This is a genomic window from Thiomicrorhabdus heinhorstiae (genome assembly GCF_013391765.2).
Taxonomy (GTDB): domain Bacteria; phylum Pseudomonadota; class Gammaproteobacteria; order Thiomicrospirales; family Thiomicrospiraceae; genus Thiomicrorhabdus; species Thiomicrorhabdus heinhorstiae.
Genome location: NZ_JACBGI020000019.1, coordinates 24619 through 45369, shown reverse-complemented (window position 1 = coordinate 45369; position 20751 = coordinate 24619). Strand labels below are relative to the sequence as shown.

At 49.4% G+C, this 20751-nt stretch carries 16 protein-coding genes; 12 read left to right on the top strand and 4 right to left on the bottom strand.

The features are described 5' to 3' along the window. Nucleotides 1-292 precede the first annotated feature (292 nt). Nucleotides 293-2461, top strand: coding sequence for a YjbH domain-containing protein (locus tag H8792_RS09190; RefSeq protein WP_185978661.1), 2169 nt, complete (start codon nt 293-295; stop codon nt 2459-2461). A gap of 72 nt (nt 2462-2533) precedes the next feature. Here the strand turns inward: H8792_RS09190 and H8792_RS09185 are convergent, their stop codons facing one another. The 4 genes from H8792_RS09185 to H8792_RS09170 form a co-directional block, all read right to left on the bottom strand. Further along, nucleotides 2534-3019 (bottom strand): hypothetical protein, encoded by a 486-nt coding sequence (locus H8792_RS09185; protein ID WP_185978660.1) that lies wholly within the window; start codon nt 3017-3019, stop codon nt 2534-2536. Between the two features lie 199 nt (nt 3020-3218). After that, complete coding sequence (locus tag H8792_RS09180; protein WP_185978659.1) at nt 3219-4064, bottom strand: ABC transporter ATP-binding protein; 846 nt, start codon at nt 4062-4064, stop codon at nt 3219-3221. A 9-nt stretch (nt 4065-4073) separates the two neighbouring features. Further along, complete coding sequence (ntrB, locus tag H8792_RS09175) at nt 4074-4904, bottom strand: nitrate ABC transporter permease (protein WP_185978658.1); 831 nt, start codon at nt 4902-4904, stop codon at nt 4074-4076. Nucleotides 4905-4922: 18 nt separating this feature from the next. After that, on the bottom strand, nt 4923-6398 hold the full coding sequence (locus H8792_RS09170; protein WP_185978657.1) for an ABC transporter substrate-binding protein: 1476 nt from the start codon (nt 6396-6398) through the stop codon (nt 4923-4925). Nucleotides 6399-6679: 281 nt separating this feature from the next. Between H8792_RS09170 and H8792_RS09165 the strand changes: the two genes are divergently transcribed. The 11 genes from H8792_RS09165 (at nt 6680) to H8792_RS09115 (ending at nt 20711) form a co-directional block, all read left to right on the top strand. Further along, on the top strand, nt 6680-8578 hold the full coding sequence (locus H8792_RS09165; RefSeq protein ID WP_185978656.1) for a sigma 54-interacting transcriptional regulator: 1899 nt from the start codon (nt 6680-6682) through the stop codon (nt 8576-8578). A gap of 329 nt (nt 8579-8907) precedes the next feature. Further along, the gene (locus tag H8792_RS09160; protein ID WP_185978655.1) at nt 8908-10080 is read left to right on the top strand and encodes an amidase; all 1173 of its coding nucleotides are present in this window, start codon (nt 8908-8910) and stop codon (nt 10078-10080) included. 5 nt (nt 10081-10085) lie between these two features. Further along, complete coding sequence (locus H8792_RS09155; protein ID WP_185978654.1) at nt 10086-11657, top strand: gamma-glutamyltransferase family protein; 1572 nt, start codon at nt 10086-10088, stop codon at nt 11655-11657. An 11-nt stretch (nt 11658-11668) separates the two neighbouring features. Further along, nucleotides 11669-12496, top strand: coding sequence for a sulfite exporter TauE/SafE family protein (locus H8792_RS09150; RefSeq protein ID WP_185978653.1), 828 nt, complete (start codon nt 11669-11671; stop codon nt 12494-12496). An 86-nt stretch (nt 12497-12582) separates the two neighbouring features. Continuing rightward, nucleotides 12583-13818 carry a pyridoxal-phosphate-dependent aminotransferase family protein gene (locus tag H8792_RS09145; protein WP_185978652.1) on the top strand — a complete coding sequence of 412 codons (1236 nt, stop codon included), beginning with the start codon at nt 12583-12585 and terminating at the stop codon, nt 13816-13818. Further along, the gene (locus tag H8792_RS09140; protein ID WP_185978651.1) at nt 13815-15065 is read left to right on the top strand and encodes an allantoate amidohydrolase; all 1251 of its coding nucleotides are present in this window, start codon (nt 13815-13817) and stop codon (nt 15063-15065) included. The genes H8792_RS09145 and H8792_RS09140 overlap by 4 nt, the downstream gene beginning before the upstream one ends. Nucleotides 15066-15087: 22 nt before the next feature. Continuing rightward, nucleotides 15088-15579, top strand: a complete 492-nt coding sequence (gene rraA / locus H8792_RS09135; protein ID WP_185978650.1) for a ribonuclease E activity regulator RraA — start codon at nt 15088-15090, stop codon at nt 15577-15579. A gap of 170 nt (nt 15580-15749) precedes the next feature. Beyond that, entirely contained in the window at nt 15750-17108 is a 1359-nt protein-coding gene (locus tag H8792_RS09130) for an 8-oxoguanine deaminase (protein WP_185978649.1), read from the top strand. Between the two features lie 237 nt (nt 17109-17345). Then, entirely contained in the window at nt 17346-18113 is a 768-nt protein-coding gene (locus H8792_RS09125) for an outer membrane protein OmpK (RefSeq protein ID WP_185978648.1), read from the top strand. 17 nt (nt 18114-18130) lie between these two features. Further along, entirely contained in the window at nt 18131-19219 is a 1089-nt protein-coding gene (locus H8792_RS09120; protein WP_185978647.1) for a BMP family ABC transporter substrate-binding protein, read from the top strand. 121 nt (nt 19220-19340) lie between these two features. Continuing rightward, a complete protein-coding gene (locus H8792_RS09115) occupies nt 19341-20711 on the top strand; it encodes a uracil-xanthine permease family protein (RefSeq protein ID WP_185978646.1) in 1371 nt (456 codons plus the stop codon). The last annotated feature ends 40 nt before the right edge of the window (nt 20712-20751 follow it).

Genomic DNA, 20751 nt, shown 5'->3' with positions numbered 1-20751 from the left:
TATTAATTCAGTTACTGAAAATTCTTTTCTGATTAAGAGAAATGTTTAGTAAGGTTGAAGTTCTCTATTCTTTATTTGGCTGTTTTATACGGCCTACTTTGTAAAAATGAAATTACACACTTGTGGAGATCACGCAGCCTTTTAGGTGTCAGTACAGCATTGGTAGCAATATAAGATGAAATCTTAGTGGAAGCTCATGCTGATTTTAACGGAATAAAGTCTGAGGTATTTTCTGCCTATGTTATGTAAAGCGCGGTCTACTAAAAAAACAATTCCCTCCACAAGGAGACCATTGTGGATTTCTATAGGAAGCACCTGTCTTTTTCCTCTGTTGAGCTATGCCGGGAGTACATCCTTAAATGCGGTTGGAGCCGGATTTAAAGGTTCAACCGGACTTTTTATTGTTCCTACCGCAGAGGTGATGGAATATGGACGTTTAGGCTTCAGTTTTAACAATTTCTTATTATCAGGCTATCCTGCCGATGCCGAAGCACAGAATTATTATGTTTCAGCCGGAGTTTGGGAGGGGCTTGAAATCCAGATTGGTTTAAATGATATTCATCCGCAGGGAGCCGATCCGTATAAATATCTGGATTTTTATAAGCGTGATCTGGTTGGAAACTTTAAATACAGCCACCGTCTATCTGCACTGGATCCGCGTTTAAGAGTCGCGATCGGCGGACAGGATATTGCGGGAACGGTTGTTTATTCACAACTTTTTTACGGAGTTGCAACCTTCACCGATAATTTCGGTTCTTTTAGCTTGGGCTATGCGACAGACGCGGAGAGTACGTTGAATCATACCAAGCCAGAAAATCTTCATCACCTGTTCGGGGGCGTCAGTTTGAACCTTCCGTACGGTTTTACCGCCATTGCCGAATATGACGGCACGAATCAACGGGCCGGGATCGGTTACAGTTCGCCTAATTTGTTCGGATCGGGTATCGGTTTCAATTTGCGGGCGAGCTTATTAAATGACCGACAGGATGAAGATCAGGTGATTTCAGCCGGATTTTCTGTACCTTTAGGCAGGGAGCGGGATGAGGTTTTCTCCTCTGAAAGCGAATTCGTGCATAGAGATGTCTCTCCTTCAATGCCAAACGAGTCGACAGCGCGGTATCAGGCTGATGAACAGCAACTGAAGGAGTTTCCGGCGGCTGAACCGGTCGCCGGCGTGAATAAGGAAGAGTATGATCTGCTGGTTGCCGAGTTAGAAAAAAGCGGCTTGCAGTATGTCGAAATTGCTTCGCAGGGTGACACCTTGTATGTCCGTTATCAAAACAGGTTGTTCGATTGGAGCGAAATAGATGCTTTAGCCCAAGTTATTGCTTTAGTTTCTCCCTATGCATATGCCAGACAGATCCCCAACTTGGTGATTGATGTTTTGAGTGAGCAGAATCCGGTTGTCAGGATTTCCTTAGCCTCCTTGTGGGGGATGAAGGGGAGACAGACACCGCATGCGTTTTCCAGCGACAAGCCGCGTTATTTTGAACCGCATTTTGAACAGGTTAACGCGTTTTCCAGACAACCGATTCCTTTACGGAACGGAGCTAAGCGAACGGAACTCTTTTCCGTGAAGCTCGAACCGAAAATCGTGAATACGATCGGTACCGAATTCGGTGCCTTCGACTACTCTTTGGGTATTGAAACCGAGGTGAGTGCGGAGTTATGGACGGGAGCCCGTCTAAGTATCAACAGGGTGGATGTTTTGCATAACAGCTACAATTTCGAATCCGGCGGCCATTTTGATGATTATGCGCTTAACTCCGGTTTCCAGCAAGCCGTGCTTCAGCAAACTTTAGTACCCTTTGACGGTTTCGTAAATACTCTTTCTTTTCACCAGTCGCTATCCGATTCAGACTCCAAAAGTATCGTAGATCAGTGGCGCTATTATGCCTTTGACGGCCGTCATCAGCTATATGGTTACGGTGCCTATAATTGGAAAAACGATCTGAGTGGCAATCAAGATAACGATTATTACGGTTTCGGCGGTTATGAGCTTTATTGGCCTGAAAAAGGATTGTCTTTCAGCATAGAGCACGGCAAATATCTCGATCAGGACAGAACCACCAAAGTTGGCGTTAAATCCTATATTGGCGACTCTTTTTTCAGAGCGAGTTTGATGCGAGAAAGTTCCGGTTATGAAAAAGCCTATGTCGGCTTTACCGTTCCGCTAACGCCGAAAAAAGCGATTGCTGTGAGAGGTATGACTATACGAGGTGAAAGTAAATGGAGTTACGGTACTCAAACCATGACGGATAATCCGGCGAATGCTTCAGGTAATATCAATATTGGAGATTCTCGCTATAAAGCGTTTGGCTTCTATGTTTCTCAGCCGTACGAGCCACATGATGCCGTTATGGATTCAGGTCGTTTGACCCCTGTTTATCTGCGAAGCAAGAAGGCATACTTAAAAGCATTGGTTGATGGTTTTCAGAGTGAAACGGTGCCTGAGATGTAGATGATAGAATAGCTGCCTTTACGGTCAAGGGGCAGCTATTCGGAGAGATCTGTGAGGTTCAGTTTGAATTGTTCATGTATTTTCGGGTGTTTGCGACGATTTGTGCAGCAGCCATTGCCGTTTTAAGTTATGGATATAAATAATCAAAACGAAAAAAGCGGTTGAGATGGCGCCTAGAATCAGCAGCGTCCAGTTCTCTTCGGGAACGGTATCCAGCAGAATCAGCTTTCGGATAATGACGACAAAGGCGATTTCCAGGAACGTCAGGGCGTAGTCGAAGCTGCTGTGAATAAACAGTGCTTTAACGATGGCGAGTACGATCAGGGTGAATAGTGCGTCGGTCAGCAATATTTTCATGGAATGAAAATCCAGAGCGCCTTGTACCATGATGAACTCCAGCAATTTATTGGAGATGCTGACCAGACAGGCGGTCAGATAGACGACCATAAATACGATAAAGACAAATCGCAGGAGTTTTACCGCCTGGGTTAAAGAGTTTTCGGCCTGATGTTGGATAAAGTAATTAAACTTGCTAAAAAAACCGTCTTTTGAGGTCATCAAAGTTATTCCTGAGTGAGATTATGAAGTGAGGATAGATTCGCTCTAGAATAGACGATTCCGATTTTTGCGAAAAGAGGGGATGACGCTTTTTTGTTAAAGAAAATTTCGGCTTGGGAATGTACTTGCTCGTATAGACTGAGTGAGTGTTTTGAGGATGGTCAGGCTCGAAGAAATCGAGCCCGTTAAGATGCATCTTTTATTCCGGGAAGGTAATCTCTTTCGGATAAGGTTGCTTGGCCGATTCATCTTCGGAAACCAGTTTCGATCTGTTGACCAGGAAGTCGACCAGATGGTTACGAATGGTGTAGTAGTTATCGTGATGAATGATATCGGTACGCTTTCTCGGTCTCGGGATTGAGACTTTAACCGATTCGGCAATGCGCGCCTTCGGTCCGTTAGACATCAGCAGAATTCGATCCGACAACAGAATTGCTTCGTCGACATCATGAGTGATCATAAAAACGGTCTGTTTGGACTCAGTCCAGATTTTAATCAGCTCTTCCTGAATGACTCCACGCGTCAAGGCATCCAAAGCTCCAAAAGGCTCATCCATCAGTAGCAGCTGAGGCTGAGTGGCAAAGGCGCGGGCGATACTGACCCTCTGGCGCATCCCGCCGGATAGCTGAGACGGCTTGCGGTCGTGTGCACCTTTCAGTCCGACCAGATCCAGATAGCGGTGGCTGTGTTCGAGAATGCGTTCTTTGCTCCATTCTGGCCAACGAGCCTGTACTGCAAAAGTGACGTTCTGTAAGGCGGTACGCCACGGAAGCAAACTGTAATTCTGAAAGACGACTCCGCGATCCAGACTCGGTCCGGAAACCTCTTTTTCGTTCATAATAACGACGCCGTCCGAAGCCTCGTCCAATCCTGCGAGAATATTCAGGATAGTGGATTTACCGCATCCCGAATGGCCGATGACGCAAATGAACTCTCCCTTTTCGATATTAAAATTGGCATCTTCAAAAATGACCGTTTCGGGACTTTTTCCCGGTCCGGGATAGCTCTTTTTTAGCCCTTGTACTTGTAAAAAGTGGGTGTTCATAGATTTTTCCTATTCTTGGTATTCGACCCAACGTGCTGCATAGGCCAGTGTCATATCGAGGAACATACCGACAACACCGATCATGAAAATCGAGAAAATAACGCTTGCAAGATTTAAGTTGTTCCACTCATTCCAGACGTAGTAACCGATCCCGGTTCCGCCAACCAGCATTTCCGCAGCGACGATAACCAGCCAAGCGATCCCGATGGAGATGCGCATCCCGGTAAGAATGGTCGGTGCTGCAGCCGGAAGAATAACCAACAGGGCGGTTTTAATATGGCTGAGTTCGTGTGTTCTGGCAACATTGACCCAGTCTTTACGCACATTGGCAACGCCAAAGGCAGTATTAAGCAGCATCGGCCAGATGGAACAGATGAAAATAACGAAGATCGCCGAGATCTCCGAATCTTTGATGATAAACAGGGCCAGGGGCATCCACGCCAGCGGCGAAATCGGACGCATTACCTGAATGAATGGGTTAAGGGCACCGTACATTAACGGCGACATTCCGACCAGAAATCCGACTGGAATGGCGATTAAGGCGGCGAGCAGGAATCCGACGGTCACACGATAGATCGAGTAGCCGAGCTGGATACCGATACCTTTATCGTTGGGTCCTGCGTCATAGAAAGGGTCGCTCAGCTCTTCGTAGCCGAGTTTAATGATTTCCGAAGGGGGAGGAACGCGCGCTTCCTGAGTCGCGCCTCCCATTAACAACTCATACTCCGTCAGCGGTTTGCTGTCCTGGGGTGCCTGGTAAATACCTTCCCAGACACCTAGCAGGAGAACCAGTAAGACCACTGAGAGCAGAGCCGATTTCAATTTAATGGAATTAAACATAATAGGCTCCGTCAGGACTTAAGTTCGGCGGATTTTGAAGCTTTCGATGTACTCTTCCGGCTTGGTGTAATCGAACTCTTTACCCATGATCATGTAGTTCTCATAGGTCTTATCCGGCGGCGTATAGCCAAGTTTCTTCATGACTTCGCCGGTTTCCGATGCAAGATAAACCTCTTCGGCAATCTTTTTGTAGTCGACGTCCCCTTTAATGTAACCCCAGCGTTTCATCTGCGTCAGAATCCACACACCCATTGAGTGCCATGGGAATGGGTCGAAGTCGATACGATCAGGAACATCCAATACCGATCCCAAACCATCGGCATAACGCCCGGTCAGAACCTGTTGAACAACCGGTACCGGCTGGTTCAAATAGTTTTTCGGTGAAATTGCTTCGGCGATTTCCTTACGGTTTTCCGGCTTGGCCGAGTATTCGGTTGCATCGATGATCGAACGAAGCAGTGCGCCGTAAGTGTTTGGATTGGTTACTGCGAACTCTTTAGAGCAAGCGAAAGCACAGCAAGGATGCCCTTCCCAGATATCTTTGGTCAGGGTGTGGATGAAACCGACTTTTTCCCAAACGGCGCGTTGGTTGAATGGATCCGGAGACAAGTAACCATCCAGGTTACCGGCACGCAGGTTGGCCACCATTTCCGGTGGTGGAACGACACGGATCTGGATGTCTTTATCCGGATCCAAACCGTGTTCGGCAACGTAGTAGCGCAACAGGAAGTTGTGCATTGAATATTCGAATGGAACCCCGAACTTAAAGCCTTTCCACTGTTTCGGATCGCGCTTATCTTTGTGATCGTTATGCAACACAATCGCCTGGCCATTGATGTTTTCTACCGTCGGCATAATGAACGGCGAAGCGGTTGATCCCGCCCCCATAGTCATAGCCAGCGGCATTGGAGTCAACATGTGCGAAGCATCGTATTCTTTGGCAAGAGACTTATCACGAGCTACCGCCCAACCAGCGGTTTTGATCACGTCGACGTCAAGGCCGTTTTTCTCATAGAAGCCCATCGGGTGTGCCATGATGATCGGCGTTGCACAGGTGATCGGAACGAAACCGATATTCAGCTTCTTCTTCTCAAGAGGCCCAAGACCCATGGTCTCTTTGATGGCGGCTTTGGCTTCTTCCATCGGGAAAACGCTGCCCAATACTGCGGCGGCTGTACCGGCACCCATCATGCCAAGGAAAGAACGACGGCTTATGTCGTTATGACCGAAGACCGAACGCACAACGGCGCTTTCTACGGCACGGTCAATAATGGCTTCACTGGAATCCAAAACGGCATCGTATTCAGGCTGGTGTTTGCTGGCGTGTTGCTCGTAGCTTTGGCTGTAAGCGGCCTCTTCAATGCGTTCTTGTTTCTGGGAATCGCTTAGATGAGGTGAAGCTTTTTCCGTTTGGCAAATCGGACAATTACAGTCGGATTTGTGTAACAGACTTTTTGAAGCGTCGAATGGATCGTTCAAACTCTTAAATGACATATCGGGATACCTCGCACAAATTTCGGTTTTTTGCTTCCTGTTGGTGCAAATACAACAGCGTTAAGGAAGCGAATCAGATTACTCTTGAGCAGTGCGCGTGCCACTTTATTAAATTAAAATTAAGTTATTGTTTTGTATGGCTAATGTGCTGATTTAAAAGATGTTTTTTGTTTACGAATTTTCGTTAAATTACGAATTTTCGTAAGTAAGTTAACGAGTTTTCGTGAATTTGGCGTGCAGTTTGTTTCTTTATAGTAAATGAAATTTCTCGGTTTGAATTTATGAATATGTTATACCAATCCCTGTTTGAAAAAAGCACTGAAGCGATTTTGATTATTTCGCCTTATGAAGATCGCATCGTGCATATAAATCCATCGGCGGCTCGTATGTTCTCCGCATCGGTTGAAACGCTTCTGGCTCAACCGGTCAGTCAGGTTTTTAAGCCCAGTCTGGCAAAGCTGGTGGTCTTTACCGATGAGATCGAAGAGAAGAGGCACGCCTGGAGCAACGAGCTGAAGATTCTCCTCGATGATGACAAGAGCCAGGATGTCGAAATCTCGGCGGTTTTGCTAAAAAAGAGTGACCCGGTACTGATCTCTTTTACTCTGTATAACCCGCAAAACCTGCAAAAGCGTCGGGAGTTGTCGGAAGCGAACCGCCTGCACCGTGACGGTCTGCAGCACTGGCAGACAATCGAAAATGTTTTTCGCGAATTCGAGAGAGAGAATCAGCTGATTCTTAAGGCGGTCGGAGAAGGGATTTACGGTGTCGATATCGACGGCAATGCCACCTTTGTTAATCCGGCTGCTGAGAAGATGCTCGGTTGGAGCGCCAGTGAATTGATCGGCAAGAACATGCATGATCTGATTCACCATAGTCATGACGACGGTAGCCCTTATCATTGCGAAAATTGCCATATCTACGCCGCCTTTAAAGACGGCGATGTGCGTCATGTCGATGACGAACAGTTCTGGAGCAAGGATGGCTTGCCTTTCAGTGTCGAATACACCAGCACGCCGATTATGGACAACGGTCGTCTGGTTGGCGCAGTGGTGATTTTTCGAGATGTCAGCCAGAGAAAACTGGCGGAAGAGAAGTTGCATCTTGCTTTGAAAGAGGTGCAGACTCTAAAACAGCGTCTTGAATTGGAAAACGCCTATTTACAGGAAGAATACCGCGCCGAGCATAACTACAAGGAGATCGTCGGCAAGAGTGCGGCGATCAATAAAATCATTCAGCAGATTGAACTGGTGGCCCCGACCGACGCAAATGTGTTGATTACCGGCGAATCGGGAACAGGTAAGGAATTGATTGCCCGGGCGATTCACGAAAGCAGCGGCCGCAAGGGTCGTCCTCTGATTCGCGTGAATTGTGCCTCCATTCCGCGTGAATTGTTCGAAAGTGAGTTCTTCGGGCATATTAAAGGTGCCTTCACCGGCGCTTTAGTCGACCGTGCCGGACGTTTTGAATTAGCCGACGGCGGGTCGATCTTTCTCGACGAGGTGGGAGAGATTCCGTTGGAATTGCAAAGCAAGCTGTTGCGGGTTTTACAGGAGCATCAGTTCGAACGGGTTGGAGAGTCGAAAACCCGCAGCATCGACGTGCGAATCATTGCCGCTACCAACCGCAACCTGAAACAGGAAGTGATCGAAAAACGCTTTCGCGAAGATCTGTATTTCCGCTTGAATGTGTTCCCGATCGAATCGACGGCTCTGCGCGAGAGAAAAGAGGACATTCCGATTTTAGCCAACCATTTTCTCAATATCGCTTGCCAGAAATTTGCCAAACTCGGTATCAGTTTGACGATCGGAGATATTCAGAAGCTCAGCGCCTATAACTGGCCGGGAAACATCCGCGAATTGATTAATGTGATTGAGCGGGCGGTGATTCTTTCCAACGGAAACCGTCTGGAGCTGAATCTGCCTTTGCAGCAGGAAATGCCTGAGAAAGATCTGACCAATCAGGTCGGGATGCGTATTAAGACCGTCGACGAAATGGAGAAGCTTGAAAAGCAAAATATGATTAATGCGTTGAAAATGTGCAAGGGGAAAATTTCCGGCAAGGATGGCGCCGCCGCTTTACTGAGGATGAAGCCGACGACTCTGAGTTCCCGTTTGAGTAAATTGGGGATTCAGCCGAAGTCGATCACCGCGGAGTTTCCGGCGGCTTTGAGCAGTTAGCCGGATTTTCCGCTTGAGTGAGCGTAATCCAAACTCCTCATCTTGTATACAAGATGAGGAAAACAGCCACGACCTCCCGCAATTGTTAATGTAAAAATCGGTGCACTCTTTAGCTAGCGGTAAAAGCGTTCATGGCAAAAACTTCTTCATGCTCCGTCTTCTGGTATAGGGTGGTCTTTAGAGCTTTTGTAGCTAAATTCAGTGATAATTTATCCGTGTTCACTTGGTATTTTCGAAGCGGATATTTCAAGCCGATTAAAACGGTTTTGTTTTAATTAAAAATTGTATACAATTATGTTTACAAGATTTAATCAGGGTTAAAATTTAGCATGTCAAACAGTGCCGAACACGGTTGGATAATCAAAATAGACGGTGAAAATAATGCCGCAGGGCCTTTAAGCGGTTTGCGTTTGGCGGTTAAGGATCTGTTCGATATTGCCGGTTATCCGACCGGGGCCGGAAATCCTTGCTGGTTGCAGACGCATGCACCTGCAACACAAACAGCTTCTGTGGTACAGAAATTAATCGATGCCGGGGCGCAATTGGCCGGTAAAACCATTACCGATGAGTTGGCGTACAGTTTAAACGGTGTCAATGTGCACTACGGTACGCCGCTCAATCATGCCGATCCGACAAGATTGCCCGGAGGTTCTTCCAGTGGTTCTGCGGCAGCCGTTGCCTGGCAAGAGGCGGATATCGGCTTAGGCACCGATACCGGTGGTTCGGTGCGCGTGCCGGCTTCCTATAACGGCTTGTTCGGATTACGTCCGACTCACGGGGTCATTGAAATGGATCATTGTGTTCCCTTGGCGCCACGTTTCGATACTGCCGGCTGGTTATGCCGCGACCTGCAAACATTGCAGACGACCGCGCAGGTTTTATTCAAGAATACCGAGGTCGAACAGGCTCCGGCGATTGACAAGCTGCTAATCTTCAAACCGACGGTCGGCGGTAAAGTTTTATTGAACGAAACCGCCCGGGATTGGATCGCGCAACGGACAGAGTTGTTTACAGAAGTGGTTGAAGTCGAGCTGGAAGAGGCATTCTTAACTTTGCTGAGCTCAACTTATCGTTCCCTGCAGGGTGCGCAGGCGGCACAAGTACATGGCGACTGGCTGGACAGTGTCGAGAACCCGCAATTCAGCGCGGATATCGGCGAACGCTTTGAGTGGTGTCGAACGATCGATCAAGCAGAAATCTCCGCTGCCGAGGGGCAGTTGCAACAAGTTTTACAGCAGCTTGGCGAGTGGTTCAAGGACGAAACCTGGGTTGCGATCATGCCGACGACACCTGGGGCGGCGCCGCGCTTGGACGAAGATGCCGAAGCTTTGGGCGCTTATCGTAATCGTTTGATGGGAATCACCGCTCTGGCCGGATTGAGCCGTCGCCCGCAGCTGCATTTACCGGTGTTGCAGGATCAGGGAGCGCCTTGGGGGTTGTCTCTGGTCGGTGGGAGATTTGCCGATTTACAACTAATCGAATTAGCGAAACGGATGGTTTAAACAATATGGGCATAGCCTTTAGCGCCCCGCATGCCAAGGCGGCACAGGCGGGGATGAATATTTTACGTCAGGGCGGCAACGCGGTGGACGCAATGATCGCGGCGGCGGCGGCGGTTTCGGTACTTTATCCGCATATGACCAGTTTGGCCGGTGACGGTTTTTGGTTGATTCAGCGGCCGGGTGAAGAGCCGTTTGCATTGGATGCCAGCGGGTTTGCCGGAGCGAAAGCGGATTTGGGCTTTTATCAAGGAGAGGAGAGGATTCCGTCTCGCGGCCCTAAAGCGGCGGTGACAATTGGTGGCGCAGTCGGCGGTTGGTTGGAAGCGCGTAACTGGATGGAAGCCGGTGGGGCTCGCAGTCTGCCGCTAGACTCTCTGTTCGAAGAAGCAATCGGTTACGCCGAAAACGGCATTGAAGTGACGGAAAGCCTCGCAGAAGCAAGCAAAATGACGTTTGGCGATCTATCCAAACTGGATGATTTTGTCGCCTTGTTCAGCGATCACGGCCACCCATTGCAAAAGGGCGAAACTTTCTGTAATCCCGCCTTGGGCGGCTTGCTGAAACTATTGGCGGAAAAGGGGCTTGACGATTTTTATCGCGGTTCCGTCGGCCGTCATATTGCGGCACATCTTCAGACGGTCGGCAGCCCGCTGGAACAAGCGGATTTGCACGCTTATCAAGCGGTGCCGATGCAAGTCCTGGAACACGAAATTTCCGTCGGTAAGGTGTTTAATGTCGGAGCGCCGACACAAGGTTTGGCTTCGATATTGATTCTGGCAATTTACGACCGCCTTCGTCAGGCCGATTGGGACGAGGCGCAACAAGTACATCATCTGATCGAGTCGATCAAGCAGGCATTCCTGATCCGTGACCGGGTGATTGCCGATCCGAGCCGGATTAAAGGGGATTTGCAGGATTATCTGTCCGATGAGCAATTGCAGGCTTGTGTGGCCGCAGTTCAGTCCGACAAGGCTCTGCCGTGGCCGCAGGCAGCGGAACCGGGTGATACCGTCTGGATGGGCTGCGTCGATCGTGACGGCACCATGGTAAGTTATATTCAAAGTATCTACTGGGAGTTCGGTAGCGGCGTGGTGATTCCTAAATACGGTCTGTTGTGGAATAACCGCGGTACGTCTTTCAGTTTGCAGCCAGGACATCGCAACGTTTTACAACCGGGTATGAAACCGTTTCATACTTTGAATCCGGCCTTCTGCGAATTCCATGACGGACGCCGGATGGCTTATGGAACCATGGGTGGTGAAGGGCAGCCGCAGACTCAGGCCGCGCTGTTCAGCCGCTATGCTTATCAGAATGTCGATCTTGCCGAGGCGATCAGCGATGCCCGCTGGTTGCTCGGGCGGACCTGGGGCGATCAGCAGCACGATCTGAAGCTGGAAGAGTCATTGTTCGAGCGTATCGGCGATGTTCTGCAATCTTTGGGGCACAGCATGCAGTGTCTGCCGGATCACAGCGAACGTATGGGACATGCCGGAGCGGTCGTGCTTTCTCCGAGCGGCGCCTGCAGTGCGGCAACCGATCCGCGCAGTAACGGCGGCGCTTTCGCCGAATATTTCTAAGAGAGGTGGATATGGAAATACTTGTGGAATATCTTCCTCTGTTGTCGATTTTGTTGGTGACCGGTGTGGTCGCCGGTCTATTGGCCGGTTTGCTCGGGGTTGGCGGTGGAATCGTCATAGTGCCGGTGCTGTTTTTTGTCTTTCAGCATTTCGGTATGAGCGAAACGGCGGCCATGAGTCTGGCTACCGGGACTTCCCTGGCAACGATCGTGCCGACGTCGATTTCGTCGTTAAGGGCGCATACTGCCAAAGGCAATGTCGATTATGCCCTATTGAAACGCTGGAGCCCGCTGATCTTGCTGGGTGTCTTGAGCGGAAGCTTATTGATCGCCAATTGGCAGAGTCAGATTTTTATTCTGCTGTTTGCCGTTCTTGCGGTAACCGTATCGATCCGAATGTTGTTGCAAACCTCTGGCAGTAACGGTCAATTGCCTAATGCATGGTGGCAGTCTCTGGCCGCGTTTGCGGTCGGTAAACTATCGGTTATGGCCGGTATCGGCGGCGGAACTCTGGGGGTTCCTGTATTGAACCATTTCGGATTTGTCGCCCACCGAGCGGTAGGAACCGCAGCCGCTTTCGGATTATTGATTGCACTGCCCGGGGCTTTGATGATGTTGCTGGTGGCGCAGACTCCTGCCGGAGCGCCCTTTGCTACCTATGGCGCTGTGAATTTAGCGGCCTTTTTGGTCATAGTGGTGCTGACCGTCTGGTTTGCGCCGATCGGAGTCAAGTTGGGGCATAAGCTTCCTGCCGCCAAGTTGCGCAAGGTCTTCGGCTGGGTTTTGCTGTTGACCGGTTTAAGAATGTTCTATCAAGTCATCAGTAGCGCCTGGTTTTAAGCGCTGCCTGTTGGCAACTTCGTACTCAATCACTTTTTTACCGGCAGCTGTCGCTGCCGAATTTAGCCTTTATTTGGAGATATGTCATGTCAGAAATTTTCGATCAGATTAACCCGCCACCGAGATTGTTGATGGGGCCCGGCCCGATCAATGTCGATCCTCGGGTTTTGCGAGCGATGTCGTCGCAATTGGTTGGTCAATATGATCCGAGCATGACAGCCTATATGAATGAGGTAATGGCGCTATACCGCCAAGTGTTCAAAACCGAGAATCGCTGGACTATGTTGGTCGACGGGACTTCGCGTGCCGGGATCGAAGCGGTACTGGTATCGGTGATCGAACCGGGCGATAAGGTATTGGTGCCGGTGTTCGGACGTTTCGGGCATCTATTGTGCGAAATTGCTCATCGTTGCGGCGCGCAGGTGCATAAAATCGAAGCCGAATGGGGAAATGTCTTCAATCCGGAGCAGATCGAAGCGGCGATCCATCTGGTGAAGCCGAAAATGCTGGCGATCACCCAGGGGGATACGGCGACGACCATGTTGCAGCCCCTAAAGGAGATCGGGGAAATCTGCCGTCGAAACGGTGTGCTGTTTTATTGCGATGCGACCGCTTCCATCGGCGGTAATGAACTCCTCAGCGACGAGTGGCAGTTGGATGCGGTTTCCGTCGGATTGCAGAAGTGTCTGGGGGGACCGTCCGGCAGTGCGCCTTTGACGCTAAGCGACCATATTGTCGAACAGATCGACCGCCGTCGCCATATTGAAGCCGGTATTCGCGATGCGCATCACCACGATAGCAAGGGCGAAGTCATTCGTTCCAACTATTTTGATTTGGCGATGATTATGGATTACTGGGGCGAAGAGCGTCTCAACCATCATACCGAAGCGGCAACCATGCTTTTCGGGGCGCGCGAGTGTGCACGGATTCTGTTACAGGAAGGCGTCGATGAGGCGGTGCAACGACATAAATTGCACGGTGATGCATTGCGCGAAGGGGCCCAAGGATTGAATCTGCGTCTGTTCGGCGATCAGATGCACAAGATGAACAACGTGTTGGGTGTTTATATTCCTGAAGGGGTTCCGGGCGAAGCAGTGCGTACAGCAATGCTGGAAGACTTCGGTATCGAAATCGGTACATCATTCGGTCCTTTGAAGGGCAAAATCTGGCGTATCGGTACCATGGGTTACAACGCCCGCAAGGATGCGGTATTAGTTACCTTGACCGCCTTGGAGAATGTTTTAAGACGCTTGGGGCACAAACTTCCGCTGGGTGAAGCGGTCGACCGTGCGATGGCAGTCTATGAGGCAGCGGCTCAATGACCACCAGGGTAATTCAACGTTGCCGTGATCTGGCGGCGATTTCCGATAGTGATCGTTCCATTTCGCGTATTTATCTCTCTCCCGCTTATTTGCAGGGGTTGCAGCAGACCGAAGAATGGATGTTGCAGGCCGGTATGGAAACGTGGATCGATGCGGTCGGGAATGTGTGGGGGCGCTATGCCTGCAAAGACCCGCAGGCGCCAACCCTGATTTTGGGTTCGCATCTGGATACGGTACCGAATGCCGGGATGTTTGACGGAATTCTAGGTGTAATGGTCGCCATCGAGGCGGTCGACCGCTTAAAAGAGCAGGCGATCGAGTTGCCGTTTCATATTGAAGTTGTCGGTTTGGGTGACGAAGAGGGCGTGCGATTTGATGCTTCCATGCTTGGTAGCCGTGCCTTGATCGGGAAATGGGAAGATGAACTGCTGGAATTGACCGATCAAAATGCAAAAAGTCTGGAGAGTGCTCTGGAAGCCTGCGGCTTGAATCCGCAGGATTATGCCAGTGCGTCGCGAGTCAATGATAATTTGCTCGGCTTCTGGGAAGTGCATATGGAACAGGGACCGGTATTGGAAGCCGAAGACATTCCGATCAGCGTGGTCAGTGCGATTGCCGGCGCACGTCGCTTTAAGGTGACGATCGAAGGGCAGGCCGGTCATGCAGGTACCGTTCCGATGGGGCTGCGTCAGGATGCTTTGACCGCGGCGTCGGAAGTTGTCCTGATGATCGAGAAAACCGCTCAGCAGAATAATAATCTGCTGGCCACCGTCGGGCATTTGAAGGTGTTTCCGAGTGCAGTGAATGTCATTCCGGGCTGGGTCGAGTTTACCGTCGATATTCGCAGCGACGACGATGCATTGCGCGAAAGGGTGATGAACCTGATTTTCCATAGCAGTGAAGCGATTTCCATGTCGCGCGGCGTGGAAATCTACTGGAGCGAATACCACTGGGCTCCGGCCAAACAGTGCGCGCCTCGTTTTCGTCAGATATTTGAAGAATCGATCGCACAGCAGAAAATTCATGTACGAACTTTAGTCAGCGGAGCCGGGCACGATGCCATGACCGTGGCGGAAATTACCGATATTGGAATGCTCTTTGTTCGCTGTCGCGGCGGAATCAGTCATCATCCAGACGAGTATGTGTCGGCCGAAGATGCTGAAATCGCCGTCAACACTCTGGTGCTGGCTCTTGAGAAGCTGGCGGAATCCCTGCAAGAGAGCGGTGTAGAGTCGTCGAAGGATTAAGAACAAAGAGAGGAAATACAAAATGGTATTGGGGACGGCGGATATTTGCGATCGCTATGCGGATTTAATCCAAGTTGCCGATCCGGGATTGCATAATTTCGGAGGAATCAAGCGTATCAGTGCACCGATTGAAACGCTGAAAATCTATCGTGACAACACACGTTTCTGGGAGTTTCTCTCCGAGCCTGGCCAAGAGCGGATTCTGGTTGTTGATGCCGGCGGAGATCTCAGTGCGGTTATGGGCGATAAAATGGCGACTATTGCTGCTGAAAGCGGCTGGAAAGGCATGCTGATCAACGGCTACGTTCGTGATACGGAAGTTCTCGCTCAGCTGCCTTTGGCAGTCTGGGCATTGGGTGCTTATCCGATGAAAAAAGCGTTTCAGGCGCGCGCGCAATCTTCGGTATCCTTGGACTTTCATTCGGTACATTGGACTCCGGGTGATCAATTGTATGCTGATGCCGACGGCATTCTTCTGGCCTCGTCGGCTTTACCAGGATTTGATCCTTTCTAATTCAGGGCGATAGGCATTTTTTTTCATTTTGGGGGAGATGCCCTTTTGTTCGTTTCGGCCGCTTCAGCGGCCTTGTTTTTTCTTTTTCAAGCGTTTTCGAGCGATTAGCGCTTTTTGTATGTAATTGTATACAATTATGGATTTTATTGTTTTCATGAAGAGATTTGAATATGACTACCAGCACTCATACGATTTGGATCAAACAGCCTTTAGCGGTTTTTACCGCCAATGACGAAGACGCCGGCGGCGGTATATTGATTCAAGAGGGAAAAATTATCGAATTGGTCGCCAAGGGCGCCACTCCACAAGCCGATTACGATGAAATTTACGATGCTGCGGAATCGGTACTTCTGCCGGGGTTGATCAATATTCACCATCACTTCTATCAGACTTTGACCCGCGCATATCCTCCGGCTTTGAACAAGCGTCTGTTCCCGTGGCTGCAGACGTTGTATCCGGTTTGGGCTGGCTTGACTCCCGATTCGATCCGCAGTTCGTCGATTTTGGCGATGGCCGAGCTGATGCTGTCCGGTTGTACCACGGCGTCGGACCATCATTATGTCTTTCCTGACGGCTTGGAAAATGCGATCGATATTCAATTTGCCGCCGCGCAAGAGATGGATATGCGCGTGTATTTGACACGCGGTTCCATGAGTTTAGGAGAGGAGCAGGGAGGCTTGCCGCCGCAGACGACCGTGCAGCTTGAAGAAGAGATTTTGCAGGATAGCGAGCGGCTGATTCAAAGCTACCATCAGCCGGAAGAAGGGGCGATGCAACGTTTGGCATTGGCACCTTGCTCTCCGTTCTCGGTCAGTGAGTCTTTAATGAAAGCCAGCGCACAGATGGCTGAACAATATGATGTGCGTTTGCATACGCATCTGGCGGAAACCGAAGATGAAAACCGTTTCTGTCTGGAACATTTCGGCATGCGTCCGGTTGATTATCTCGAACATTGCGGCTGGATGAGCAATCGGGTCTGGCTGGCGCACGGCATCTATTTTAGCGATGAGGAAGTGAAGCGCCTCGGTCACGCCGGTGTCGGAATCTGTCACTGCCCGTCATCGAATATGATTTTGGCTTCGGGGATTTGCCGAGGGATCGAGTTGGAGCAGGCCGGCTGTCCGGTCGGGATCGGTGTTGACGGTTCGGCTTCGAATGACCATTCGAATTTGATGGCAGAAGTTCGTCAGGCACTGTTGATTCAGAGATTGCGCTACCAGGCGGATGAAATTTCCCATCTGGATGTATTGCGTTGGGTAACCAAGGGGTCTGCTGCCTGTCTCGGACGGAACGATATTGGAGAAATTGCGGTTGGCAAACAGGCGGATCTGGCATTGTTCAAGCTGGACGAGTTGCGTTTTTCCGGTGCTGGAGACCCGTTGGCGGCATTGATTTTATGCGGAGCGGAAAAGGCCGACCGTGTCATGGTCCAGGGAAGATGGCGTGTAATCGATGGTAGATTGCAGGGTATCGACCTTGCGGAATTGATGGGAGAGCACCATCATTTGGCAATGCAGTTACAGAATTGACGTCAGGATTGTGTGCAATATTTGAATTTAATTGGTGCACTTAGAGCGGTTAATAAAATCTTCAATCAACCTTAATTTTATTTCAATACTAGTTAACGTCTTGATATTAAAGGTAAATAATATTTTTTAGGGAGTGTTTTTATAAGTTGGCACCAATGTTGCATACTTTTAATCTGTTTATTGTATACAATTATGTACACATGTTTTGATGTTAAGGGTTATAAAGGGATATTTAGCATGTCAATGAAAATGAAACGCTCTTCTTTAGTTTCCACGTTGGTTCTGGGATCGATGCTGTCGGTTGCGGCGCCGTCGCAGGCAGCCAATTGGAGTTCAACCAGTTTTTTAATGCATAGCGGTTCAGGATATAAAACTGTGCCGGGTAATACTGAATACGATCAAACTATTGTTACTTTAGAACACGCTGATGGTTGGAAATACGGCGATAATTTCTTTTTCTTTGATGTAAGTGAGCCTAATAATCCTAATACTAGCTTCTACGGTGAATTTTCTCCTCGTTTGTCGTTAAGCAAAATCAGCGGCAAAGACTTGTCTTTCGGTATTGTAAAAGACGTTAGTCTGGCGGCTACTTGGGAATTCGGTGGTGTGACGAATGCCAAATTGTTCGGTTTTGGTTTTGATCTAGATATTCCTGGTGTACCTGTTGCCAAAGTAAATGTTTATAACCGTTTTGGCGAGTCTCAATTTGCACCGGGCGAAGTTTCTTCAGCCCCACAGGTGACTCTGGTGTGGATGGCGCCTTTCTCTATTGGCTATAGTAACTGGATTTTTGAAGGTTTCCTGGATTATGCCTGGGCTGAGAAAGAGGTTGGTAAGGAAGATAATATTGTTGCACAGCCACGTCTATTGATGGACGTTGGAGACCTTTGGGGTGCGCCTAAGCAGTTGTATGCCGGGATCGAGTATAGTTACTGGATGAACAAATATGGTAGTAAGGGCGTTGACGAAGGTGTTCCTCAGTTGACCATTAAGTGGACCTTCTAATCTAACGGGGATAAGTAATGAACAGAAGACAATTTCTTAAACCTCTGCTGACGGCATTAGCGGCGGCGACTTTTGGATTGGCGGCTCCAATGAGCTATGCGGATGATCCGGTTAAAGTCGGTTTTGTTTATGTTGGTCCGATTGGCGATCACGGTTGGAGCTACCAGCATGACCAAGGCCGTCAGGCTGTTGAAAAAGAGTTCGGCGATAAGGTGAAAACCACCTATGTCGAAAAAGTGGCTGAAGGTGCCGATGCCGAGCGTGTCATCCAGAAATTGGCTGCTACCGGTCACGATCTGATTTTTACCACTTCGTTCGGTTTCATGAACCCGACTCTGAAAGTTGCCAAGCGTTTTCCGAAAGTGCATTTCGAGCATGCGACCGGTTATAAAACAGCGAAAAACGTCGGTATTTACAGCGCCCGCTTCTATGAGGGGCGTTATGTAATGGGGCAGGTTGCCGGAAAGATGACCAAGTCGAATGTCATCGGTTATATCGCTTCTTTCCCGATTCCCGAAGTTATCCGCGGTATCAATGCCACGGTACAAGGGCTGCGTTCTGTGAATCCGGATGCAACGGTTAAGGTTGTATGGGTAAACAGCTGGTACGATCCGGGCAAAGAGGGTGATGCCGCGAAAGCTTTGATCGATCAGGGTGTTGATGTGCTTATGCAGCACACCGACTCTCCGGCGCCTCTGCAGGTTGCGGAGCAACGTGGGGTTTATGCCGTAGGTCAGGCTTCGGATATGAGTGCTTTTGCGCCTAAAGCGCATATCAGTGCGATTATCGATGACTGGAGCGGTTACTACATCCAGAAAACCAAGGAGACCATGGATGGTACCTGGAAGCAGGATGATACTTGGGGTGGAATCAAATCCGGTATGGTTGGAATCGGCAAGTTCGCGGATTTCGTGCCTAAGGATGTAGTCGCAATGGCGGAAAAAACCATTGAAGACATTAAGAGCGGTGCAGTCCATCCTTTCCAAGGTCCGATCAAGGATCAATCCGGTAAGCTGCGTGTCGAAGCAGGCAAAGCCATTCCCGACGGCGAATTGCTGGGTATGAACTGGTACGTGGATGGGGTTGACGGTACTTTGCCGCAGTAATCTGAATTCTGTTCGTACTTTTTAAAGCGCCTTTCCATTGCGAAAGGCGTATTTTCTCGGTTTGAAAAGGTTAGTTTTTGGGACCGAAAAGCAAGCTTCAATAGCTTAATGGAGAGTCGTTATGAGTCAATCAAATGAGACATCCGATCTGATTTATCATCTTGATGATAGACCGCCGGTCAAGGAATCGATGTTTGCAGCTTTGCAGCACGTTCTGGCCAGTTTTGTCGGTATTATTACCCCGACATTGATTATCGGCGGGGTTTTGGGTCTGGGATCGAATATCCCGTATTTAATCAGTATGGCGTTAATCGTTTCCGGTATCGCTACCTTTATCCAGGCACGTCGTCCGATGGGCATCGGCGCCGGGATGTTGTGTGTGCAGGGAACCAGTTTTGCCTTCCTTAGCTCCATTCTGGCAGCCGGATTTATCGCTAAGGCCAAAGGCGGCGGACCGGATGAAATCTTATCGTTGATTTTCGGGGTCGCTTTCTTCGGAGCCTTCGTCGAGATTATTCTTAGTCAGTTCATTCACAAGCTAAAACGTATTATCACGCCTCTGGTTACCGGGATTGTGATCACCATTATCGGTATCAGTTTGATCAAGGTCGGTATCACCGATTTGGCTGGCGGATTCAAGGCTCCGGATTTCGGTAGTCCTGAAAACCTAGGTTTGGGGGTATTGGTTCTGGCGGTGATTATCACTTTGAACCGTTCTAAAAACGAGTGGGTTCGCTTGTCGTCGATCATTATCGGTCTGGCGGTCGGTTTCATTGCGGCGATGATTTTAGGCAAAGTTTCTTTTGATAAATTGTCGACCTTGCCGGCGATTAATATTCCGATTCCGTTTAAATATGGTTTCTCGTTTGACTGGGGTGCTTTCATTCCTGTGGCGATTATCTATTTGATTACGGCAATCGAAACCACCGGTGACTTAACCGCAAACTCGATTTTCTCCAAGCAGCCGATCAAAGGCGATCTGTACTACAGTCGCGTTAAGGGCGGTGTTTTGGGTGACGGTGTCAACTCGATGATTGCTGCCGCTTTGAACACTTTCCCGAATACGACTTTCAGCCAAAACAACGGGGTTATCCAATTGACCGGTGTCGCCAGTCGTTATGTCGCCTATTTTGTCTCGGGAATCTTTATTGTTCTCGGTCTATTCCCGGTAATCGGCGGTGTTTTACAAGAGATGCCTAAGCCGGTATTGGGTGGAGCCACTCTGGTTCTATTCGGTACGGTTGCCGCTGCAGGGGTGAAAATCCTGTCGAATGAAGTGTTGGATCGTCGTAAATTGCTGATTATGGCAGTTTCCTTCGGTGCCGGTCTTGGTGTCGCGGCGAACCCGGCTGTACTGGGTGAAATGCCGAAACTGGTACAAAACATCTTTGGTTCAGCGGTAACCTTGGGTGGCTTGACTGCGATTGCACTTAGTCTGCTACTTCCTGAAGGTAAAACTGCGAAGGTTGAAGCGGAGTCCAAAGCGGCATAATTTCGGTTTGTTTTACTCTCAAACCTAAGGGGCTTTTTAG